The 17,304-nt window shown below is 71.6% G+C and carries 18 protein-coding genes and 1 pseudogene; 9 read left to right on the top strand and 10 right to left on the bottom strand.

Annotated features, from left to right (window positions below; all coding sequences use genetic code 11):
• The first annotated feature begins 116 nt into the window (after positions 1 to 116).
• From pknB to ACFC51_RS10255, 3 genes are all read left to right on the top strand, one after another.
• Entirely contained in the window at positions 117 to 2,039 is a 1,923-nt protein-coding gene (pknB, locus tag ACFC51_RS10265) for a Stk1 family PASTA domain-containing Ser/Thr kinase (protein WP_376378663.1), read from the top strand.
• A gap of 22 nt (positions 2,040 to 2,061) precedes the next feature.
• Positions 2,062 to 2,919: a deoxyribonuclease IV gene (locus ACFC51_RS10260; RefSeq protein WP_376378660.1), complete on the top strand. Its 858-nt coding sequence runs from the start codon at positions 2,062 to 2,064 to the stop codon at positions 2,917 to 2,919.
• A gap of 77 nt (positions 2,920 to 2,996) precedes the next feature.
• Positions 2,997 to 3,491 carry a DUF4396 domain-containing protein gene (locus tag ACFC51_RS10255; protein ID WP_376378657.1) on the top strand — a complete coding sequence of 165 codons (495 nt, stop codon included), beginning with the start codon at positions 2,997 to 2,999 and terminating at the stop codon, positions 3,489 to 3,491.
• Positions 3,492 to 3,507: 16 nt separating this feature from the next.
• Here the strand turns inward: ACFC51_RS10255 and ACFC51_RS10250 are convergent, their stop codons facing one another.
• Positions 3,508 to 4,140 carry a sulfite oxidase-like oxidoreductase gene (locus ACFC51_RS10250; protein ID WP_376378654.1) on the bottom strand — a complete coding sequence of 211 codons (633 nt, stop codon included), beginning with the start codon at positions 4,138 to 4,140 and terminating at the stop codon, positions 3,508 to 3,510.
• A gap of 155 nt (positions 4,141 to 4,295) precedes the next feature.
• Here ACFC51_RS10250 and bfr point away from each other — a divergent pair, with 155 nt between their 5' ends.
• Complete coding sequence (bfr, locus tag ACFC51_RS10245; protein ID WP_376378651.1) at positions 4,296 to 4,775, top strand: bacterioferritin; 480 nt, start codon at positions 4,296 to 4,298, stop codon at positions 4,773 to 4,775.
• A gap of 47 nt (positions 4,776 to 4,822) precedes the next feature.
• Here bfr and ACFC51_RS10240 read toward each other — a convergent pair whose 3' ends face one another.
• A complete protein-coding gene (locus ACFC51_RS10240) occupies positions 4,823 to 5,092 on the bottom strand; it encodes a bacterioferritin-associated ferredoxin (RefSeq protein ID WP_376378648.1) in 270 nt (89 codons plus the stop codon).
• A 161-nt stretch (positions 5,093 to 5,253) separates the two neighbouring features.
• A complete protein-coding gene (locus ACFC51_RS10235) occupies positions 5,254 to 6,600 on the bottom strand; it encodes a class II 3-deoxy-7-phosphoheptulonate synthase (protein ID WP_376378645.1) in 1,347 nt (448 codons plus the stop codon).
• A 103-nt stretch (positions 6,601 to 6,703) separates the two neighbouring features.
• Here ACFC51_RS10235 and ACFC51_RS10230 point away from each other — a divergent pair, with 103 nt between their 5' ends.
• The 3 genes from ACFC51_RS10230 (at position 6,704) to ACFC51_RS10220 (ending at position 9,339) form a co-directional block, all read left to right on the top strand.
• Positions 6,704 to 6,760 carry a trp operon leader peptide gene (locus ACFC51_RS10230; RefSeq protein WP_124277238.1) on the top strand — a complete coding sequence of 19 codons (57 nt, stop codon included), beginning with the start codon at positions 6,704 to 6,706 and terminating at the stop codon, positions 6,758 to 6,760.
• Between the two features lie 95 nt (positions 6,761 to 6,855).
• The gene (locus ACFC51_RS10225; protein WP_376527951.1) at positions 6,856 to 8,742 is read left to right on the top strand and encodes an anthranilate synthase family protein; all 1,887 of its coding nucleotides are present in this window, start codon (positions 6,856 to 6,858) and stop codon (positions 8,740 to 8,742) included.
• Between the two features lie 75 nt (positions 8,743 to 8,817).
• Entirely contained in the window at positions 8,818 to 9,339 is a 522-nt protein-coding gene (locus ACFC51_RS10220) for a hypothetical protein (protein ID WP_376378639.1), read from the top strand.
• Positions 9,340 to 9,441: 102 nt separating this feature from the next.
• Here ACFC51_RS10220 and ACFC51_RS10215 read toward each other — a convergent pair whose 3' ends face one another.
• From ACFC51_RS10215 to ACFC51_RS10195, 5 genes and pseudogenes are all read right to left on the bottom strand, one after another.
• On the bottom strand, positions 9,442 to 10,446 hold the full coding sequence (locus ACFC51_RS10215) for a 2-hydroxyacid dehydrogenase (RefSeq protein WP_376378683.1): 1,005 nt from the start codon (positions 10,444 to 10,446) through the stop codon (positions 9,442 to 9,444).
• Between the two features lie 114 nt (positions 10,447 to 10,560).
• Positions 10,561 to 10,806: pseudogene (locus ACFC51_RS10210) on the bottom strand (6-phosphofructokinase); the annotation flags it as partial.
• Between the two features lie 92 nt (positions 10,807 to 10,898).
• On the bottom strand, positions 10,899 to 11,591 hold the full coding sequence (locus tag ACFC51_RS10205; protein ID WP_376378637.1) for a response regulator: 693 nt from the start codon (positions 11,589 to 11,591) through the stop codon (positions 10,899 to 10,901).
• A complete protein-coding gene (gene macS, locus ACFC51_RS10200) occupies positions 11,588 to 12,805 on the bottom strand; it encodes a MacS family sensor histidine kinase (protein WP_376527948.1) in 1,218 nt (405 codons plus the stop codon). Before macS ends, ACFC51_RS10205 begins: the two co-directional genes overlap by 4 nt.
• A 60-nt stretch (positions 12,806 to 12,865) precedes the next feature.
• A complete protein-coding gene (locus tag ACFC51_RS10195) occupies positions 12,866 to 13,585 on the bottom strand; it encodes a lysophospholipid acyltransferase family protein (RefSeq protein ID WP_376378631.1) in 720 nt (239 codons plus the stop codon).
• 215 nt (positions 13,586 to 13,800) lie between these two features.
• On the opposite strand from ACFC51_RS10195, the gene ACFC51_RS10190 reads away from it, so the two are divergent.
• A complete protein-coding gene (locus ACFC51_RS10190) occupies positions 13,801 to 14,580 on the top strand; it encodes an alpha/beta hydrolase (RefSeq protein ID WP_376378629.1) in 780 nt (259 codons plus the stop codon).
• On the top strand, positions 14,573 to 15,244 hold the full coding sequence (locus ACFC51_RS10185; protein ID WP_376378627.1) for a hypothetical protein: 672 nt from the start codon (positions 14,573 to 14,575) through the stop codon (positions 15,242 to 15,244). The genes ACFC51_RS10190 and ACFC51_RS10185 overlap by 8 nt, the downstream gene beginning before the upstream one ends.
• A 246-nt stretch (positions 15,245 to 15,490) precedes the next feature.
• Here the strand turns inward: ACFC51_RS10185 and ACFC51_RS10180 are convergent, their stop codons facing one another.
• Entirely contained in the window at positions 15,491 to 16,252 is a 762-nt protein-coding gene (locus ACFC51_RS10180; protein ID WP_376527945.1) for an endonuclease/exonuclease/phosphatase family protein, read from the bottom strand.
• 73 nt (positions 16,253 to 16,325) lie between these two features.
• Positions 16,326 to 17,267: an ROK family glucokinase gene (locus ACFC51_RS10175; protein ID WP_376378623.1), complete on the bottom strand. Its 942-nt coding sequence runs from the start codon at positions 17,265 to 17,267 to the stop codon at positions 16,326 to 16,328.
• Positions 17,268 to 17,304: the final 37 nt, after the last annotated feature.

Genomic DNA, 17,304 nt, shown 5'->3' with positions numbered 1-17,304 from the left:
CGGCGGGCTCCCCCCGGTCACAGCACGTGCATGCCCCTGTCACGGCTCCGCACCGGATCGGCCACCGGGAGCCCTGGGCCATCCGTGGTGTCCGTGGCAGCTCGTAGACTCGCCCCGTGGACACGACCCTCCAGGACCCCTTGGTCGGGCAGCTGCTCGACGGCCGCTATCGCATCGATACGCGGATCGCCGTCGGCGGTATGGCCACGGTCTACCGGGCCGTGGACACCCGGCTCGACCGGGTGCTCGCCCTCAAGGTGATGCACCCGGCGCTCGCGACCGATGCCTCGTTCGTCGAGCGCTTCATCCGCGAGGCCAAGTCCGTCGCCCGCCTCGCCCACCCCAACGTGGTGGGCGTCTTCGACCAGGGCGCCCAGGGGGCGTACGTCTACCTGGCGATGGAGTACGTCGCCGGGTGCACCCTGCGCGACGTCCTGCGCGAGCGGGGGGCCCTGCAGCCCCGTGCCGCTCTGGACATCCTCGAACCGGTGCTGGCCGCTCTCGGCGCCGCGCACCGGGCGGGCTTCGTCCACCGCGACATGAAGCCGGAAAACGTCCTCATAGGGGACGACGGCCGGGTGAAGGTCGCGGACTTCGGGCTCGTGCGCGCGGTGGGCACCGCCACGGACACCACGGGATCGCTCCTGGGCACGGTCTCGTACCTCGCCCCGGAGCAGATCGAGCAGGGCACGGCCGACACCAGGTCCGACGTCTACGCCTGCGGTGTGGTTCTCTACGAGATGCTGACCGGAGGCAAGCCCCACGCGGGGGACACGGCCGCCCAGGTCATCTACCAGCACCTCAACGAGGACGTCCCGGCGCCGTCCGGTGCCGTCCCGGGCCTGGCCGCCGGTCTCGACGACCTGGTGGCCGCCGCCACGGCGCGCAACCCCGATCTGCGTCCGGCGGACGCGGTGGCCCTCCTCGCGAGGTCCCGCGACATACGCGCGGGCCTCACCGAGGAGCAGCTCGACACGGTGCCCCCGCAGGCGATCGCGGAGTCGCACGACGCCGCCGAGGACCGTACGAGCGTGATCCCCCGGGTGATACCGGCGGGTCAGGGCACCGCGCACCACACCAGCCGCCTGGAGATGCCTCCGGCCGGGCCCAGGGAGCCGCGCCGGTCGCGGCGGGGGTCCTTCGCGGTCCGTGGCCGGCGCGGGGCGGTCGCCGTGCTCGTCGCCGTCCTGCTGGCCCTGGGGCTCGGAGCGGGCGTCTGGTACATCAACTCCGGTCAGTTCACCCGGGTCCCCTCGCTCCTGGGCCAGACCCAGAGCGCCGCCGAGCGGCGCCTCTCGGACGAGGGCCTCGACCTGAAGGGCGTCGACCACGCCTACAGCGACACGGTGGAACGCGGCACGGTGATCAGCAGCGATCCGGGCTCCGGTGAGCGGATCCGGGGCAACGACGCGGTGAAGCTGGTGATCTCGCGCGGCCCGGAGATCGTGAAGGTGCCCGACGTCGAGGGCCTCGCCCTCGCCGATGCCCGTCGCGAGCTGAAGGCGACGGGCCTGGCACCCGGGATGGTGACCCGGGAGTTCAGCGAGGAGATCGACCGGGGCAAGGTGATCCGTACGGATCCGCGTTCCGGCACCGAGCGCCATCCGGACTCCGCGGTCGCCCTCGTCGTCAGCAAGGGCAGCCCGGTCGACGTCCCCGACGTCACGGGGCTCTCCGTCGGGGACGCCAGGGCGGAGCTGGACGAGGCGGGCCTCGACGCCGAGGTGCTGACCGAGCGGGTCAACTCCTCCGAGGCGGCGGGCGACATCGCCCGGCAGTCGCCCGGCAGCGGCGCCGAGGCCGCCGAGGGCGACACCGTCGAGCTGACGGTCTCCAAGGGCCCGCGCATGATCGAGGTCCCCGATGTCACGGGGAAGGACGTCGACGAGGCCCGGAGCGCCCTGCAGGACGCGGGGTTCGAGGTCAAGGTCGACCGCCCCTTCCTCTCGTTCAGCGACACGGTCGGGAGCCAGTCCGTCGAGGGCGGCGGGACGGCCCCCGAGGGCTCCACGATCACCATCAGGACCAAGGGTCTCTAGGCCCACCGAGGACAGGCGGAACATGCGCAACCCCGTAGGCGGTCACGTGCCGGTGGCCGGCGGACTGGCGAAGATCGGCCTCGGCTACGCCCGGGAGCTGGCGGCGGAGACCGTGCAGGTCTTCGTGGCCAACCCGCGGGGCTGGGCGACGCCGCCCGGCAACCCCGTGCAGGACGAGCTGTTCCGCTCGGAGTGCGCGGCGGCGTCCATGCCGGCGTACGTCCATGCCCCGTATCTGATCAACTTCGGCTCGCACACCGAGGCCACGGTCGAGCGGTCGGTCCTCTCGCTCCGCCACTCGCTGCGCCGGGCCAGGGAGATAGGCGCGCTCGGTGTGGTGGTGCACACCGGCTCGGCCACCGGCGGACGCCCCCGCGAGGAGGCCCTCGCCCAGGTGCGTACGCACATGCTCCCGCTGCTGGAGGAGCTGACCCATGACGACGATCCGTTCCTGCTGCTGGAGTCGACCGCGGGGCAGGGCTCCTCGCTCTGCTCGCGGACCTGGGACTTCGGCCCGTACTTCGAAGCCCTGGACTCCCACCCCAGGCTGGGGATCTGTCTGGACACCTGTCACATCTACGCGGCGGGCCATGACCTGACCGGTCCTGCGGGCATGCGGCAGACGCTGGACCTGCTGGTGGACACGGTCGGCGAGGGCCGGCTCAAGCTGATCCACGCCAACGACTCCAAGGACGTGGTGGGCGCGCACAAGGACCGGCACGAGAACATCGGCGCGGGCCATATCGGCGCCGAGCCGTTCCGTGAGCTGTTCTCGCACCCGGCGACGGAGGGCGTGCCGTTGATCATCGAGACACCTGGCGGCAAGGAGGGCCACGCGGCGGACGTGGCACGGCTGAAGAAGCTACGGGGCACCCGCTGAAGGTCAGGGAATACCCCCTGGGGGTATGTCGTTCCTGAAGAGGTCAGGGCACCGCGACCGGACCCAGGGGGCTTCTCATGCGGCACGACGCTCACCACACGCACCAGGGACACCACTCCGCGCACGGCGACGGGGGCCCGGCGTGGGCCATGGCCGCGCGCGCGACCCTGCACTGCCTCACCGGCTGCGCCATCGGCGAGATCCTCGGCATGGTGGTCGGCACCGCGCTGGGCTGGGGCAACGCGCGGACGATGGTGCTCGCGATCGTCCTGGCGTTCTTCTTCGGCTACGCGCTGACTCTGCGCTCGGTCCTGAGCTCGGGGGTGGGCCTCCGTGCGGCCGTGAAGGTCGCGCTGGCCGCCGACACCGTGTCCATCGCCGTGATGGAGCTCATCGACAACGGAGTGATCGCGCTCTGGCCGGGAGCCATGGACGCCCAGCTCTCGGACGCGATGTTCTGGACCGTGCTGGCCATCGCACTGGCTGCGGCCTTCGTCGTCACGACACCGGTCAACAAGTGGATGATCGGCCGCGGGAAAGGGCACGCCGTGGTGCACGGCCACCACGGCTGAGCGAGCGCCGGGAGCGTCAGAGCTCGGGGCCGTCCCCGGGCTCCTCCTGGTAGGAGTAGCGCTGCTCGCTCCACGGGTCACCGATGTTGTGGTACCCGCGCTCCTCCCAGAATCCGCGCCGGTCCGCCGTCATGTACTCGATGCCCCGGACCCACTTCGGGCCCTTCCAGGCGTAGAGGTGCGGCACGACGAGGCGCAGCGGGAATCCGTGCTCCGCGGTGAGCAGTTCGCCGTCCTTGTGGGTGGCGAACAGGGTCCGGTCCGACGCGAAGTCGGCGAGCCGGAGATTCGAGCTGAATCCGTATTCGGCCCAGACCATCACGTGGGTGACATGGGGTGCGGGCGGCGCCAGTTCCACGATCTCGCGGGCCTGGATTCCTCCCCATTCCGCTCCGAGCATGCTGAATTTCGTCACGCAGTGGAGGTCCGCGACGACGGACGAGAAGGGAAGTGCCGAGAATTCCTGGTGATTCCAGCAGTGCTTGTCACCGTCGGCCGTGGCCCCGAAGACCCGGAACTCCCAGCGGTCCGGTTTGAACTTGGGCACGGGGCCGTAATGAGTGACGGGCCATCCCCGCTGCAGCCGCTGCCCCGGCGGGAGCCCGGACTGTTCTGCTGTGCCGCGTTCCCGGCTTTCCGGCTGACCCATGCCTCCATGGTGACAGACAGGCAGGGGTGGTCATGACCAGGGGAGAGTCGATCGGGGCAACTCGTACTAAGCGTGCACTTACTGGACGGTTGCGTGGTGCGATGCGAGGATGCGCGCAAACATGCCCAGTTCACCGGTTGGAAGGAGCCTCTGCGATGCAGGGCGACCCCGAGGTCCTCGAGTTCCTCAACGAACAGCTGACCGCCGAATTGACTGCCATCAATCAGTACTTCCTGCACGCGAAGATGCAGGAGAACTTCGGCTGGACGAAGCTCGCGAAGTACACCCGGGCAGAATCGTTCGACGAGATGAAGCACGCGGAGATCCTCACCGACCGGATCCTGTTCCTCGACGGGCTGCCCAACTATCAGCGGCTCTTCCATGTGCGGGTCGGGCAGACGGTCACCGAGATGTTCCAGGCGGACCGGCAGGTCGAGGTGGAGGCGATCGACCGCCTCCGGCGGGGCATCGAGGTGATGCGCGGCAAGGGCGACATCACGTCGGCGAACATCTTCGAGTCCATCCTGGAGGACGAGGAGCACCACATCGACTACCTCGACACCCAGCTGGAGCTGATCGAGAAGCTCGGTGAGCCGCTCTACATCGCCCAGTTGATCGAGCAGCCGGAGAGCTGATCCGCCGCTCGCCCCGGCGCGGTGACCCGTGGTCCCGCGCGGTCCCCTCAGGCGGCGTCGGAGAGCCTGACGTCCGGCGTGGCGCCGAGGGCGACGGGCGCGCCGGCCGGGGCGCCCACCGGCGGCGTACGCCCCTCGACGAGCTCACGGCGCGCGCAGTCGCCGCGGCCGAGCAGGGCCTGGATCCTGCGGACGCAGCCGCCGCAGTCGGTGCCCGCCTTGCAGGCGGAGGCTATCTGGCGAGGCGTGCACGCTCCGCCGTCCGCATGCTTCTTGACCTGGTCCTCCGTGATGCCGAAGCAGGAGCAGACATACATGCGGTTCACCTCCCGACGGGTCGATCGCTGCGCCGTCCCGAGTTCTCGGTGAGGCTAACCTAACCTTACCCGCGACGCCCCGCACACAAAAGCCCCGGATACGCCTGTGGGGCACGGATCACATCGATCCGTGCCCCACAGGCGTTCAGCGCAGGTGATCCCTACTGGTCGCGGTACATCTCCGCGACGAGGAAGGCCAGGTCGAGGGACTGGCTGCGGTTGAGTCGCGGGTCGCAGGCCGTCTCGTACCGCTGGTGCAGGTCGTCCACGAAGATCTCGTGACCGCCGCCGACGCACTCGGTGACGTCGTCACCGGTGAGCTCGACGTGGATGCCGCCGGGGTGCGTCCCGAGCTGCTTGTGCACCTCGAAGAAGCCCTTGACCTCGTCCAGGACGTCGTCGAAACGGCGCGTCTTGTGGCCGGACGCGGCCTCGAAGGTGTTGCCGTGCATCGGGTCGGTCACCCAGACGACCGTGGCACCGGAGGCGGTGACCTTCTCGACGAGCTCGGGGAGCTTGTCGCGCACCTTGTCGGCGCCCATGCGGACGATGAAGGTCAGCCGGCCCGGCTCGCGGTCGGGGTCCAGGCGGTCGACGTAGCCGAGCGCCTCGTCGACGGTGGTCGTCGGGCCGAGCTTGATGCCGATGGGGTTGCGGATCTTCGAGGCGAACTCGATGTGCGCCCCGTCCATCTGGCGGGTGCGCTCGCCGACCCAGACCATGTGGCCGGAGGTGTCGTAGAGCTGACCGGTGCGTGAGTCGGTGCGGGTCAGCGAGGACTCGTAGTCGAGCAGCAGCGCCTCGTGCGAGGCGTAGAACTCGACCGCCTTGAACTCGGCCGGGTCCGTGCCGCAGGCCTTCATGAAGTTCAGCGCGTTGTCGATCTCGCGGGCCAGGGCCTCGTAACGCTGCCCGGACGGCGAGGACTTCACGAAGTCCTGGTTCCAGGCGTGCACCTGGCGCAGGTCCGCGTAGCCACCGGTGGTGAAGGCGCGCACCAGGTTCAGCGTGGAGGCGGACGCGTGGTACATCCGCTTCAGCCGCTCGGGGTCCGGGACGCGGGACGCCTCGGTGAACTCGAAGCCGTTGACGGAGTCCCCGCGATAGGTCGGCAGGGTCACGCCGTCGCGGGTCTCGGTCGGCTTGGAGCGGGGCTTCGAGTACTGCCCGGCGATACGGCCGATCTTGACGACCGGTACGGAGGCCGCGTACGTCAGGACGGCGCTCATCTGGAGCAGGGTCTTCAGCTTGGCCCGGATGTGCTCGGCGGACACGGCGTCGAAGGCCTCGGCGCAGTCACCGCCCTGCAGCAGGAACGCCTCGCCCTTGGCGACGGCTCCCAGGCGGGCGCGCAGCTGGTCGCACTCGCCGGCGAAGACGAGCGGAGGATACGACTCGAGGTCCGCGAGTACGTCGCGCAGAGCCTCGGCATCGGGGTACTCGGGCTGCTGCGCCGCGGGAAGGTCTCGCCAGGTGTGGCCACCGGCGACGGAGGTATTGGCGTTCACGGTCACCTTGACAACACTACGGGGTCGGGAGGGCGTCCCATTCTCCCGCTCAACACATGAGACGCGCGCTCGTTCGTCCCCCGTGTCGGTTAAGGTACGTGGCATGTTCGCGCAGACGACACAGAACTGGTGGTGGACCGCTCATCCGGCGGCCCGCTGATTCATCGCGCGTACAGACTTCGCGAAGGCCGCCCGAGGGGCGGCCTTCTCTGCGTTTCGAGCCGGGAGCCGTTCCTCCATCAGGAAGGAACACCCATGCCCGACCGCGCCGTCGACCTCGTGTCCGCGCTGCTGCGTGACGACTCCCCGCCCTTCGCCCTGCTGCGCAGGCGCACCCCCGGCCGGGACCACGACACCGTCGAGATCCTGACCGGCGAGGTGCGGGAGATCTCCCGGCTCGCCGACATCCCGGTGCGCGACCTGCCGTCGCTGGCCCTGGTGCCATTCCGGCAGATCGCCGAGCGCGGGTTCGACGTGCGGGACGACGGCACGCCGCTCGCCGTCCTGGTCGCCGACGAGGCGCACGAGCTGCCCCTGGCCGAGGTGCTCGCGGAGCTGCCGGGCCACGACGTGCGGGTCGAGGGCGGCTCGTTCGACGTTCCCGACGACGCGTACGAGGAGATCGTCCGGCGGGTCGTCGAGGACGAGATCGGCCGGGGCGAGGGTGCGAACTTCGTGATCAGGCGGACCTTCGGCGGCGAGATCCCCGGATTCGGCCGGGCGGACGCGCTCGCCCTCTTCCGCCGCCTGCTGGCCGGTGAGCGCGGGGCCTACTGGACGTTCGTCGTGCACACCGGCGAGCGGACGCTGGTCGGCGCGAGCCCGGAGGTCCACGTGCGGATGTCCGGCGGGACCGTCGTGATGAACCCGATCAGCGGGACCTACCGCTACCCGGCCGCGGGACCGACGGCCGAAGGCCTGCTGGCCTTCCTCGACGACCGCAAGGAGACCGAGGAGCTCTCCATGGTGGTCGACGAGGAACTCAAGATGATGTGCACCGTCGGCGACATGGGCGGCGTGGTGGTCGGACCCCGCCTCAAGGAGATGGCCCATCTCGCGCACACGGAGTACGAGCTGCGCGGGCGCTCCTCGCTGGACGTGCGCGAGGTCCTGAAGGAGACCATGTTCGCGGCGACGGTCACGGGCTCCCCCGTACAGAACGCCTGCCGGGTGATCGAGCGCTACGAGCCGGACGGCCGCGGCTACTACGCGGGCGCCCTGGCCCTGGTCGGCCGGGAGCCCGGCGGGGCCCAGACCCTGGACTCGCCGATCCTGATCCGCACCGCGGACATCTCCGCGACGGGCCGGCTGCGGGTGCCCGTCGGGGCCACGCTCGTACGCCACTCCGATCCGGCGGGAGAGGTCGCCGAGACCCACGCGAAGGCGGCGGGCGTCCTCGCGGCGCTCGGTGTCCGGCCGGGACGGCCCGGGTCGGAGGCGAGCCGTCCGCGCCTGGCCTCCGATCCCCGGGTCCAGGGGGCGCTGGACGACCGGCGCGGCGGGCTCGCCCCGTTCTGGCTGCGGATGCAGGGGCGCACGAGGGATCTGTCGGGCCACGCGCTGGTGGTGGACGGCGAGGACACCTTCACGGCGATGCTGGCGCACCTGCTGCGCTCCTCGGGCCTCACGGTGTCGGTACTCCCGTACGACGCCCCCGGACTGCGCGCGGCCGTGGGGGCGCACGAGGGACCCGTGGTGCTGGGGCCCGGGCCCGGTGATCCGGCGGACGCCCGCGATCCGAAGATGCGGCTGCTGAGGGAGCTGACCGCCGAGCTCGTACGGGAGCACCGGCACGGGCTGCTCGGCGTCTGCCTCGGCCATGAGCTGATCGCGGCGGAGCTGGGCCTGGAGATCGCGCGGAAGGCCGTGCCGTACCAGGGGGCGCAGACCCGGATCGACCTGTTCGGCACGCCGGAGACGGTCGGCTTCTACAACAGCTTCACCGCGCTCTGCGACGACGCGGCGGCCACGGAGCTGGGTGCGCACGGCATCGAGGTGAGCCGGGACACCGCCTCCGGCGAGCTGCACGCGCTGCGGGGCAGGGGGTTCGCGTCGGTGCAGTTCCACCCGGAATCGGTGCTGACGCTGCGGGGCGCTGCCATCGTGACCGGGTTGCTGGCGGCTCTGCCGGTGGCCGGCTGAGGGCCGCGGAAACTGGCATATGCCAGATGGTAACTTTAGTTGCCGAGCGTCCTATCGGTAACTAAAGTTGTCGCCATGACGGTGAACGAGGTGCCCCACGACGAGATGACCGCGCTCGAACGGTCCCTCTACGACGCCCTGACTCCACTCGCATCGGCTTTGCGCGCCCGCACGACGGGGCTCCCCGAGGAGCAGATGTGGGAGGCGGACCCGGTCGAGGTGTCGCTGTCGGTGCTGGCGAGCTGGAAGGTGGTGGACACGACGGTCGCGCGGCTGGCGGCAGGGGCCGCGCGGACCGCCGGCTCCTACGGGGCCAGCTACGAACAGCTGGGGGCGGCCTGGGGCATAACGCGGCAGGGCGCCCGCAAGAAGTGGCCCGACGCGGTCGACCGGCCGGCCGCATCGGCGGGGCGGGGGTCCGTCGAGCTGTTCGGAGGGACGGCCGAGCTCTTCCGGGAACCGTCCTCGGGCGTGTGGCGCTGGACGGGCCGGGGCGCGGACGGCACGCACGGCGCGGGGGACGAGGACCGCCCCTGCGGCTCCAAGGAGGAGGCCGCGGCGTACGCGGGCGCGTTCCTGAAGGATCACACCGCATGATCCTCCAGGGACACGCCGCCTGACGGGGCATGCCGCCCGAAGGCGGGCACGCGGGGCCGGGCCTGCTCCGGTCCGGAGGCCGCGGCGGAGGTGCGGCCGCGCCTAGTCCGCCGGTGCCGACGGAACCAGGAAGTTGTCGCTGCGGCGGCCGGCCAGGTGGTCGGCGACGTTCTGCACGGTGGCCTCGATGATCTGCCCCACGGCATCACGCGTGTAGTACGCCTGGTGGGAGGTCACGATGACGTTCGGGAAGGTGACGAGCCGGGCGAGCGTGTCGTCGTCGATGCCCTCCACGGACTTGTCGACGTAGAAGAGCCCGGCCTCCGCCTCGTAGACGTCGAGCCCGACGCCGGTGAAGCGGCCGGCCCGCAGCTCGGCGACGAGCGCGCGGGTGTCGACGAGACCACCCCGGCTGGAGTTGACCAGGATCGCGTCGTCCTTCATCAGGGAGAGGGCCTCGGCGCCGATGATGTGCTGGGTCGCGGGCAACAGCGGCACATGGAGGCTGATGAGGTCCGCCTCCGCGAAGAGCCGCTCCTTGTCCACGTACCTCATGCCGAGCGCGGTGCAGGCGGGGTTCTCGGCGATGTCCCAGCCGAGCAGATCCATGCCGAATCCGTGGGCGATCCGGGTGAAGGCCTCACCGATCTTCCCGGTGCCGACCACACCGACCGTGCAGCCGTGCATGTCCCGGCCGAGGAGCCCGTCGAGCCGGAAGTCGAAGTCCCGGGTGCGGCTGACCGCCCGGACGATGCGGCGGTTGACGGCCATGGCCAGTGTCCAGGCGAATTCGGCGACCGAGTGGGGGGAGTAGGAGGAGACGCGGGCCACCCGCAGGGCGAGGCGTTCGGCGACGCCGAGATCGATGTTGTTGAAACCGGTGGAACGCTGGGTGATCATCTGCGTGCCGCCGGCGGCGAGGGTCTGCAGGACGCGCCCGCCGAGGTCCGCGTTGACGCTGGTGGAGACGATCTCGTACCCCGCGGCGATCGGAGCGGTGTCCTCGGTGAGGAAGACGTCCAGGCAGCGGACGTCGTGCAGGCCGGCGAAGGCCTTCTCGATGAGCGGCTTCTCGTCGGACTGCACGCCGAATGCCAGGATCTCCACGACGTCTCCCGGGTGAGGGGGTGGGGCCGGTCCTCGCGAATATACGGCCCGCACCCCCGGGGCGCCGCTCGGCCGGGGCGCGCCCCTGCCCGTCGGGGTCTCAGCGGGAGGAGACCCCGCCTCCGCGCGGAGAGCCGGGTCGACGGCCTTCAGGCGGGCCGTGGCCTCCGCGACAGGCACACGGACGAGGGTCCGTCCCCCTGAGGGCGGCCAACACGCCGAGGTCGCCTTCGTGCACCGCGCGTCGACGGCGTGCAGACCGAAGCGGGGGGGGCGAGCCGGCGCTCGAAGGCGCTCGGGGTAGCGCCGCGCCGGACATGGCCGAGGACGGACCGTCGTCCTGGCCTCCCTGCCCGTGCGCCCTCCTTGGCCGGACGCCCTCCTTGCCCGTGCGCCCTCCTTGGCCGTGCGCCCTCCTTGGCCGGGCCACATCCGGTGCGCGGCAATCGACGTCACACGTCGTCGAGACCGGCCTCGATGGCGTACCGCACGAGTTCCACCCTGTTGTGCAGCTGGAGCTTGCCCAGGGTGTTCTGCACGTGGTTCTGCACGGTGCGGTGGGAGATGACCAGGCGTTCGGCGATCTGCTTGTACGACAGGCCCTTGGCGACCAGCCGCAGGACCTCCGTCTCACGGTCCGTGAGCTGCGGGACCTTCGGCTGGTCGGGGGCCGTGGGCACGGGGTCGGAGGCGAGCCGGCGGTACTCGCCGAGGACCAGTCCGGCCAGGCCCGGCGTGAAGACCGGGTCGCCGGCCGCGGTGGCGCGCACGGCGTCCGTCAGCTCGCCGGTACTCGCGGACTTGAGCAGATAGCCGGTGGCTCCCGACTTCACCGCCTCCAGCACGTCGGCGTGTTCCCCGCTGGCGGAGAGCACCAGGACGCGCAGCCCGGGGAGGGAGCCGACGAGCTCCTTGCAGACCTGGACGCCGGGCATCCCCGGCAGGTTCAGGTCGAGGACCAGGACGTCCGGGGTCACGGCCGTGGCCCGGCGCACTGCCCCAGGACCGTCGCCCGCGGTCGCGACCACGTCGAACCCGGACTCGGCGAGATCCCGGGCGACGGCGTCGCGCCACATCGGATGGTCGTCGACGACCATCACCCTGACGGGCCGGTCCTCGGACGCCTGCGTGTTCGGTGTACTCATCGTGCCGATCCTGCCTTCCCCCGTGAAACCTTCGGAACCTTCAACTCGACCTCGGTGCCCTGGCCGGACACGGAGATCAGCTCTGCTGTGCCGCCGAGGTCGCGCAGCCGCCCGCGGATCGACAGGGCGACGCCGAGCCGGCCCTCCCCCTCCGCCTGGTCGAGCCGGCCCTCCGGGATGCCCGGGCCGTCGTCCCGGACCGTGACCACCACCTCGTCCGGCTCGTCCTCCACCAGGATCCACGCCTGGGCGTCCAGCCCCGCGTGGAGCCGGACGTTGTCGAGCGCGGCGCTCACGGCGGCGGCGAGCTCACGTGCCGCTCCGGCCGCGAGCAGCACCGGCGCTCCTGGCTCCGCGAAGGTGACCCGGGAGCTCGCGTGCGGGGCGAGCAGCGTGCGCAGGTCGGTTTCCGCGCTCTCCGTCTCCTCGGCCTCCACCACACGGACCACCGCGCCCTCGGCGCTGTCCTCGGACACCCGGGTCGTCGGCACCAGCCCGCTGGAGACCAGGGTCCGCAGGGCGACCTCCTGCTCCCCCGCCATCCGGCCGAGCTCGGCGGCCTCGCCGCCCAGGGCCGTACCGCGCCGCTGCACCATGGCGAGGACCTGCAGGACGCTGTCGTGGATGTCGCGGGCGAGCCGCTCGCGCTCCCGGGTGGCGGCCTCGATCTCCAGCGCCCGGGCCAGCGTGCGCTCACTGGCGCGTGCCACCTCGACGACGTAACCGATGGCGATGGACGCGACCCACACCAGGAGCACGTTGTGGAAGGTGTCCTCGCTGGGCTCGCCGCGCTCGACGATGTTGGCCGCCGCGACGAGGGTCGAGGCGAAGGCCGCCCAGCGCCAGCCGCCCTTGAGGGCGAACGCGAGGACGGAGCCGGCGGTCCAGATCGAGGGCAGGGTCGGGCCGTCGAGGTGCTGGGCGTCGAGGTCGGCGAGCGGCGTCAGGAGGATCCCGGTCAGGGCGACGACGAGGTCCAGGCCGAGGAAGCGCTTGGTGCAGGCCGCGGCGTTGGCCACCCTGGGGAGGGTGACGAGCGTCCAGACGGCGAGGACCGCCAGAAAGGCGAGGGCCACCCAGAAGCGCTCGTACTTCTCGCGGCCGAAGCCCACGAGCAGTCCCGCGTAGACGAGGGTCAGTACGCGGTACCCGGTCAGAGCCCGCCACAGCGGCTGCTCGACCGACATCCGTACGACCCGTTCGCGCCCGGTCATGTCCCCTCCCCCGGTACCCACCCCAGTCATGCTGCCCGCTCCGGGCGTCCGGCGGCGCGTCTACGCGCCGGGCCGCCCGGTTCCCTTCTTCTTCGCCTCGTCGGCGATCTGCCGCTTGGCCGCGGTCGCGTAGATGTCCACGTACTCCTGGCCGGAGAGCTTCATGATCTCGTACATGACCTCGTCGGTCACCGAGCGCAGGATGAAGCGGTCGCCGTCCATGCCCTGGTAGCGGCTGAAGTCCAGGGGTTCGCCGATCCGGATGCCCGGCCTCATCAGCCTGGGCACGATCTGGCCGGGGGGCTGGATCTTCTCGGTGTCGATCATCGCCACGGGGATGACGGGCGCGCCGGTGGCGAGCGCCACCCGGGCGAGGCCACCGGGCTTGCCCCGGTAGAGCCGTCCGTCGGGGGACCTGGTGCCCTCGGGGTAGATGCCGAAGAGCCCGCCGCTCTCGATCACCTGGATGCCCGCCCTGATGGCCGCCTCCCCGGCGCCGCGGCCGCCGGAGCGGTCCACCGGGAGCTGTCCCACGCCCTTGAAGAAGGCGGCGGTGAGCTTGCCCTTCACGCCGGGGGCGGTGAAGTACTCCGCCTTGGCGATGAAGGTCACCTTGCGGTCGAGGACGGCCGGGAGGAAGAAGGAGTCGGAGAACGACAGGTGGTTGCTCGCGAGGATCGCCGGCCCGTGTGCGGGAATGTTCTCCAGGCCCTCCACCCACGGCCTGAAGGCGAGCTTCAGGGACCCGCCGATGGAGAACTTCATTGCGCCGTAGATCAACTCTGGTGCCTCCTGTGTGCCGTCGATGAGACCTTAACCTGTGGGCCCGCCCCCTCCCCCGCCCCTCCCGGGCGGAGCGTCCCGCGGCCGCGCACGCGGGCGGCGGCTGCCCGGACGGTGACGGCCCTGGTCGGTGTCGGTCCGGTCGCGTACGGTGAAGTAATCCTTTTGCACACCCCCCGCACCCCGCCCCGCTTCATGAACAGGAGACCCCGGTGCCGGTCCTCCCTGGAGCCGAGCCGTTCCGCCACGAGGGCGGAGAGGTCGGCGTCCTCCTCTGTCACGGATTCACGGGTTCGCCTCAGTCGCTGCGCCCCTGGGCCGACCGTCTCGCGGAGCGGGGACTGACCGTGTCCCTCCCGCTGCTGCCCGGACACGGCACACGCTGGGAGGACATGGCGGTCACCGGCTGGCAGGACTGGTACGCGGAGGTCGACCGGGAGCTGCGGGCCCTGCGGGCGCGGTGCGAGCAGGTCTTCGTCTTCGGCCTCTCCATGGGCGGCGCCCTCGCCCTGCGTCTCGCCGCGAAGCACGGGGACGAGATCGCGGGCCTGGTGCTGGTGAACCCGGCCAACAAGGTGCACGGCCTCTCGGCGTACGCCCTGCCGGTCGCCCGGCATCTGGTGCGTACGACGAAGGGGCTGACCAGCGACATCGCCCTGGAGGGCTCCGAGGAGGTCGGCTACGACCGGGTGCCGCTGCACGCCGCGCACTCGGTGCGGGCGTTCTTCCGCCTCGTCGACGCCGATCTGCCGCAGGTCACCCAGCCGATCGTGCTGCTGCACAGCCCGCAGGACCATGTCGTGCCGCCGGCCGACTCCGCGCGGATCCTCAGCCGGGTCTCGTCCAGGGACGTCCGGGAGATCCTCCTGGAACAGAGCTACCACGTCGCGACGTTGGACCACGATGCGGAGCGGATCTTCGACGAGAGCTACGAGTTCATCGACCGCCTCGCGTCCGATGCCGGCAAGAAGGGGAGCACGTCCGGTGGCTGAGCACGACGCGGAGCGCGCGGGCAGTGACGAGGAGCGCGAACCGCGCCCCACGGAGGGGACAGCCGTCCCCGAGGGTACGGAGGGGCCCCGGCCGCTCGACGAGGCCGCGGCCTGGGAGGCGATCGTCGCGGGGTACGGCGAGGAACCGCCGGACCCGCCGGGCGCCAAGCCGTTCAAGTCGATCGAGGACCTGGCCCTGCTGGAGGACGACCAGCTCAACGTCCTCGACCCCGCGCCGGAGCCCGGCGCGGGCGAGGACGCGGACAAGGGTGTGTCCGGGAAGACGCCGGGCGGACCGCCGGAGAGGAAGCCGCTCGGCGGTTCGGTCGTCTTCGCCCCGGGGGTCGCGGGCCCGCGTGACTACGGCCTTGAGGAGCCGGGCGACGACGACATCGACGATCCGGACGACGGCCAGGAGGGGCACTTCGTCCCGCCGGAGCCGCCACCGCTTCCCGAGGCCGATGTGACGGCGAAGTTCGCCTGGCTCGCGGTCGTGGGCGGCCCGGTGCTGATGCTGATCGCGGTGCTGATGCAGTGGGAGATGACGTGGTGGCTCACCACGCTCTGCATCGGCGGCTTCCTGGGCGGCTTCGCCACCCTGGTGGCGCGCATGCCGCAGGACGACGAGGAGGACGACGATCCGGGGCGCGGCGCGGTCGTCTGACCCTGGACGGGGCCGGACGGGGCGCGGCGCGGTCGTCTGACCCTGCACGGGGGCCCGGACGGGGTCCCGCACGGTCGCCCGGCGCCGCGCCCGCAGCACGGTGGCCGGGTCCGGGGCGGGCCGCGTGGATCGCGGCGCCCCCACCGGGTCACCCCGCCATGGTTCGCGGCGGCCACCACCCGGTCCTGCTCCGGAACCGCGGCGGCCATCACCCGGTCCCCTCACCGCGCGACGGCCCCCACCGGGTCACCCCCCGGCGGGCACCCTGAGGGCCGCCAGCACCGGCAGATGGTCCGTGGCCGCCCGCAGGTCCGCGCCGCTCACCCCGGGCAGGTCCTCCGGGACGCCGCAGCCGAGCACCTCGACACCGTCCGTCGCGAACACCGCGTCGATGCGCCTGCGCGGCGCGTCGTGCGGGAAGGTGAGCTCCCCGCCCCACGGCCGCACGGTCCGGCAGTCCTGGAGACGCCCGGACAGTGCACGGAAGGCCGCGCCCTCGGGTACGTCGTTGAGGTCGCCGGCCACGACGGCGTGCGGGACGTCCATCGCGTCGACCTGCTCCAGCAGCAGGCCCGCCTGTGCCTGCCGCTCCTCGCGCTGCAGGCTCAGATGACAGCTCACGACGCCGAGCCGCGCCCCGGCGATCCGTACGACCGCCGTGGCCAGGCCGCGCCGGTGCAGGCCGGGGGTGAGCGGCAGCAGGACGTCCTCGGTGCGCTCCACGGTGGCGCGCAGGGAGCAGAGCAGCAGCGGCCCGGCCGCCGTGGCGCCGCCGCTGAGGATCACCAGGTCGGTCATGGCGGCGAGCCGGGCCGCCGCCTTGCGCCAGCGGAAGAAGCGCGGGGCCTCCTGGACACAGACGAGGTCGGGCGCGCAGGCACGGATGACCCGGGCCAGCGCCTCGGTGTCGTCGCGCAGGGAGCGGACGTTGTAGCTGAGCACCCGGATGACAGCCGAACCGTCGGGCTCGGTACGGGAGTCGGGCAGGGGCATCGGCATCGTGACCATGGGAGGCACGATACGACGGACGCCCGCCGCTCCCCGGAGGGCGCGACGGGCGTCGGACGTGCGGTGGCCGGGGTCAGCCCTGGCGTGCCAGGTCCGCCGCACCCACCAGGCCTGCCTTGCCGCCCAGTTGGGCGGCGAGGACCTGTGCGTGCGGACGCCATTCGCCGCCGATGAGCCAGCGCCGGAACGACTTGCGGATCGGGTCGAGGACGAGCTCGCCCTCGTCCGAGACGCCGCCGCCGACGATGAAGGCCGACGGGTCGAAGAGCGAGGCGAGGTCGGCCAGTCCGGCTCCGGCCCAGCGGGCCAGCTCGCGGAAGGAGTCGACGGCCACGGGGCAGCCCTGCCGGGCGGCCTCGCTGATGTGCTTGCCCTCGATGCCCTCGACCGTGCCGTCGCCGAGGCTCAGCAGGATCGTGGCGTTCTCCGGGGTGGCGTTGGCACGCTGCTTCGCGTACCGCACGAGAGCCCGCCCGGAGGCGTACTGCTCCCAGCAGCCCTGGCTGCCGCAGCCGCAGAGCAGCCCGTCCGGGACGACCCGGATGTGACCGAATTCCGCCGCCACGCCGAAGCGTCCGCGGCGGAGCTTGTTGCCGATGATGATGCCGCCGCCCAGGCCGGTGCCGAGCGTGATGCAGATGACGTCGTCGTGCCCCTGGCCGGCGCCGAAGCGGTATTCGCCCCAGGCCGCGGCGTTGGCGTCGTTCTCGACGACGACGGGCAGGCCGACGCGCTGCTCGACCTTGTCCTTGAGCGGCTCGTGGCGCCAGTTGATGTTCGGAGCGAACAGCACGGTGGCGCGCTTGTCGTCGACATATCCGGCAGCGCCGATGCCGACCGCCTCGACGTCGTGTCCCTCGCTCGCTCCGGCCACGGCAGCGCTGATCGCGTCCACGATGCCTTCGGCCGTCGGCGGGGTCGATACCTTGAACGTCGAGAGGATCCGGCCCTCTTCGTCGACCACTCCAGCCGCGATCTTCGTGCCGCCGATATCGACGCCGATGGTGAGTCCCATGAATCCCTCAGTTTCGGTCGAGCCCCGCTACGGCCAA

It is taken from the genome of Streptomyces sp. NPDC055962 (genome assembly GCF_042270185.1).
GTDB lineage: Bacteria > Actinomycetota > Actinomycetes > Streptomycetales > Streptomycetaceae > Streptomyces.
This window is presented reverse-complemented; position numbering and strand designations above follow the sequence as displayed.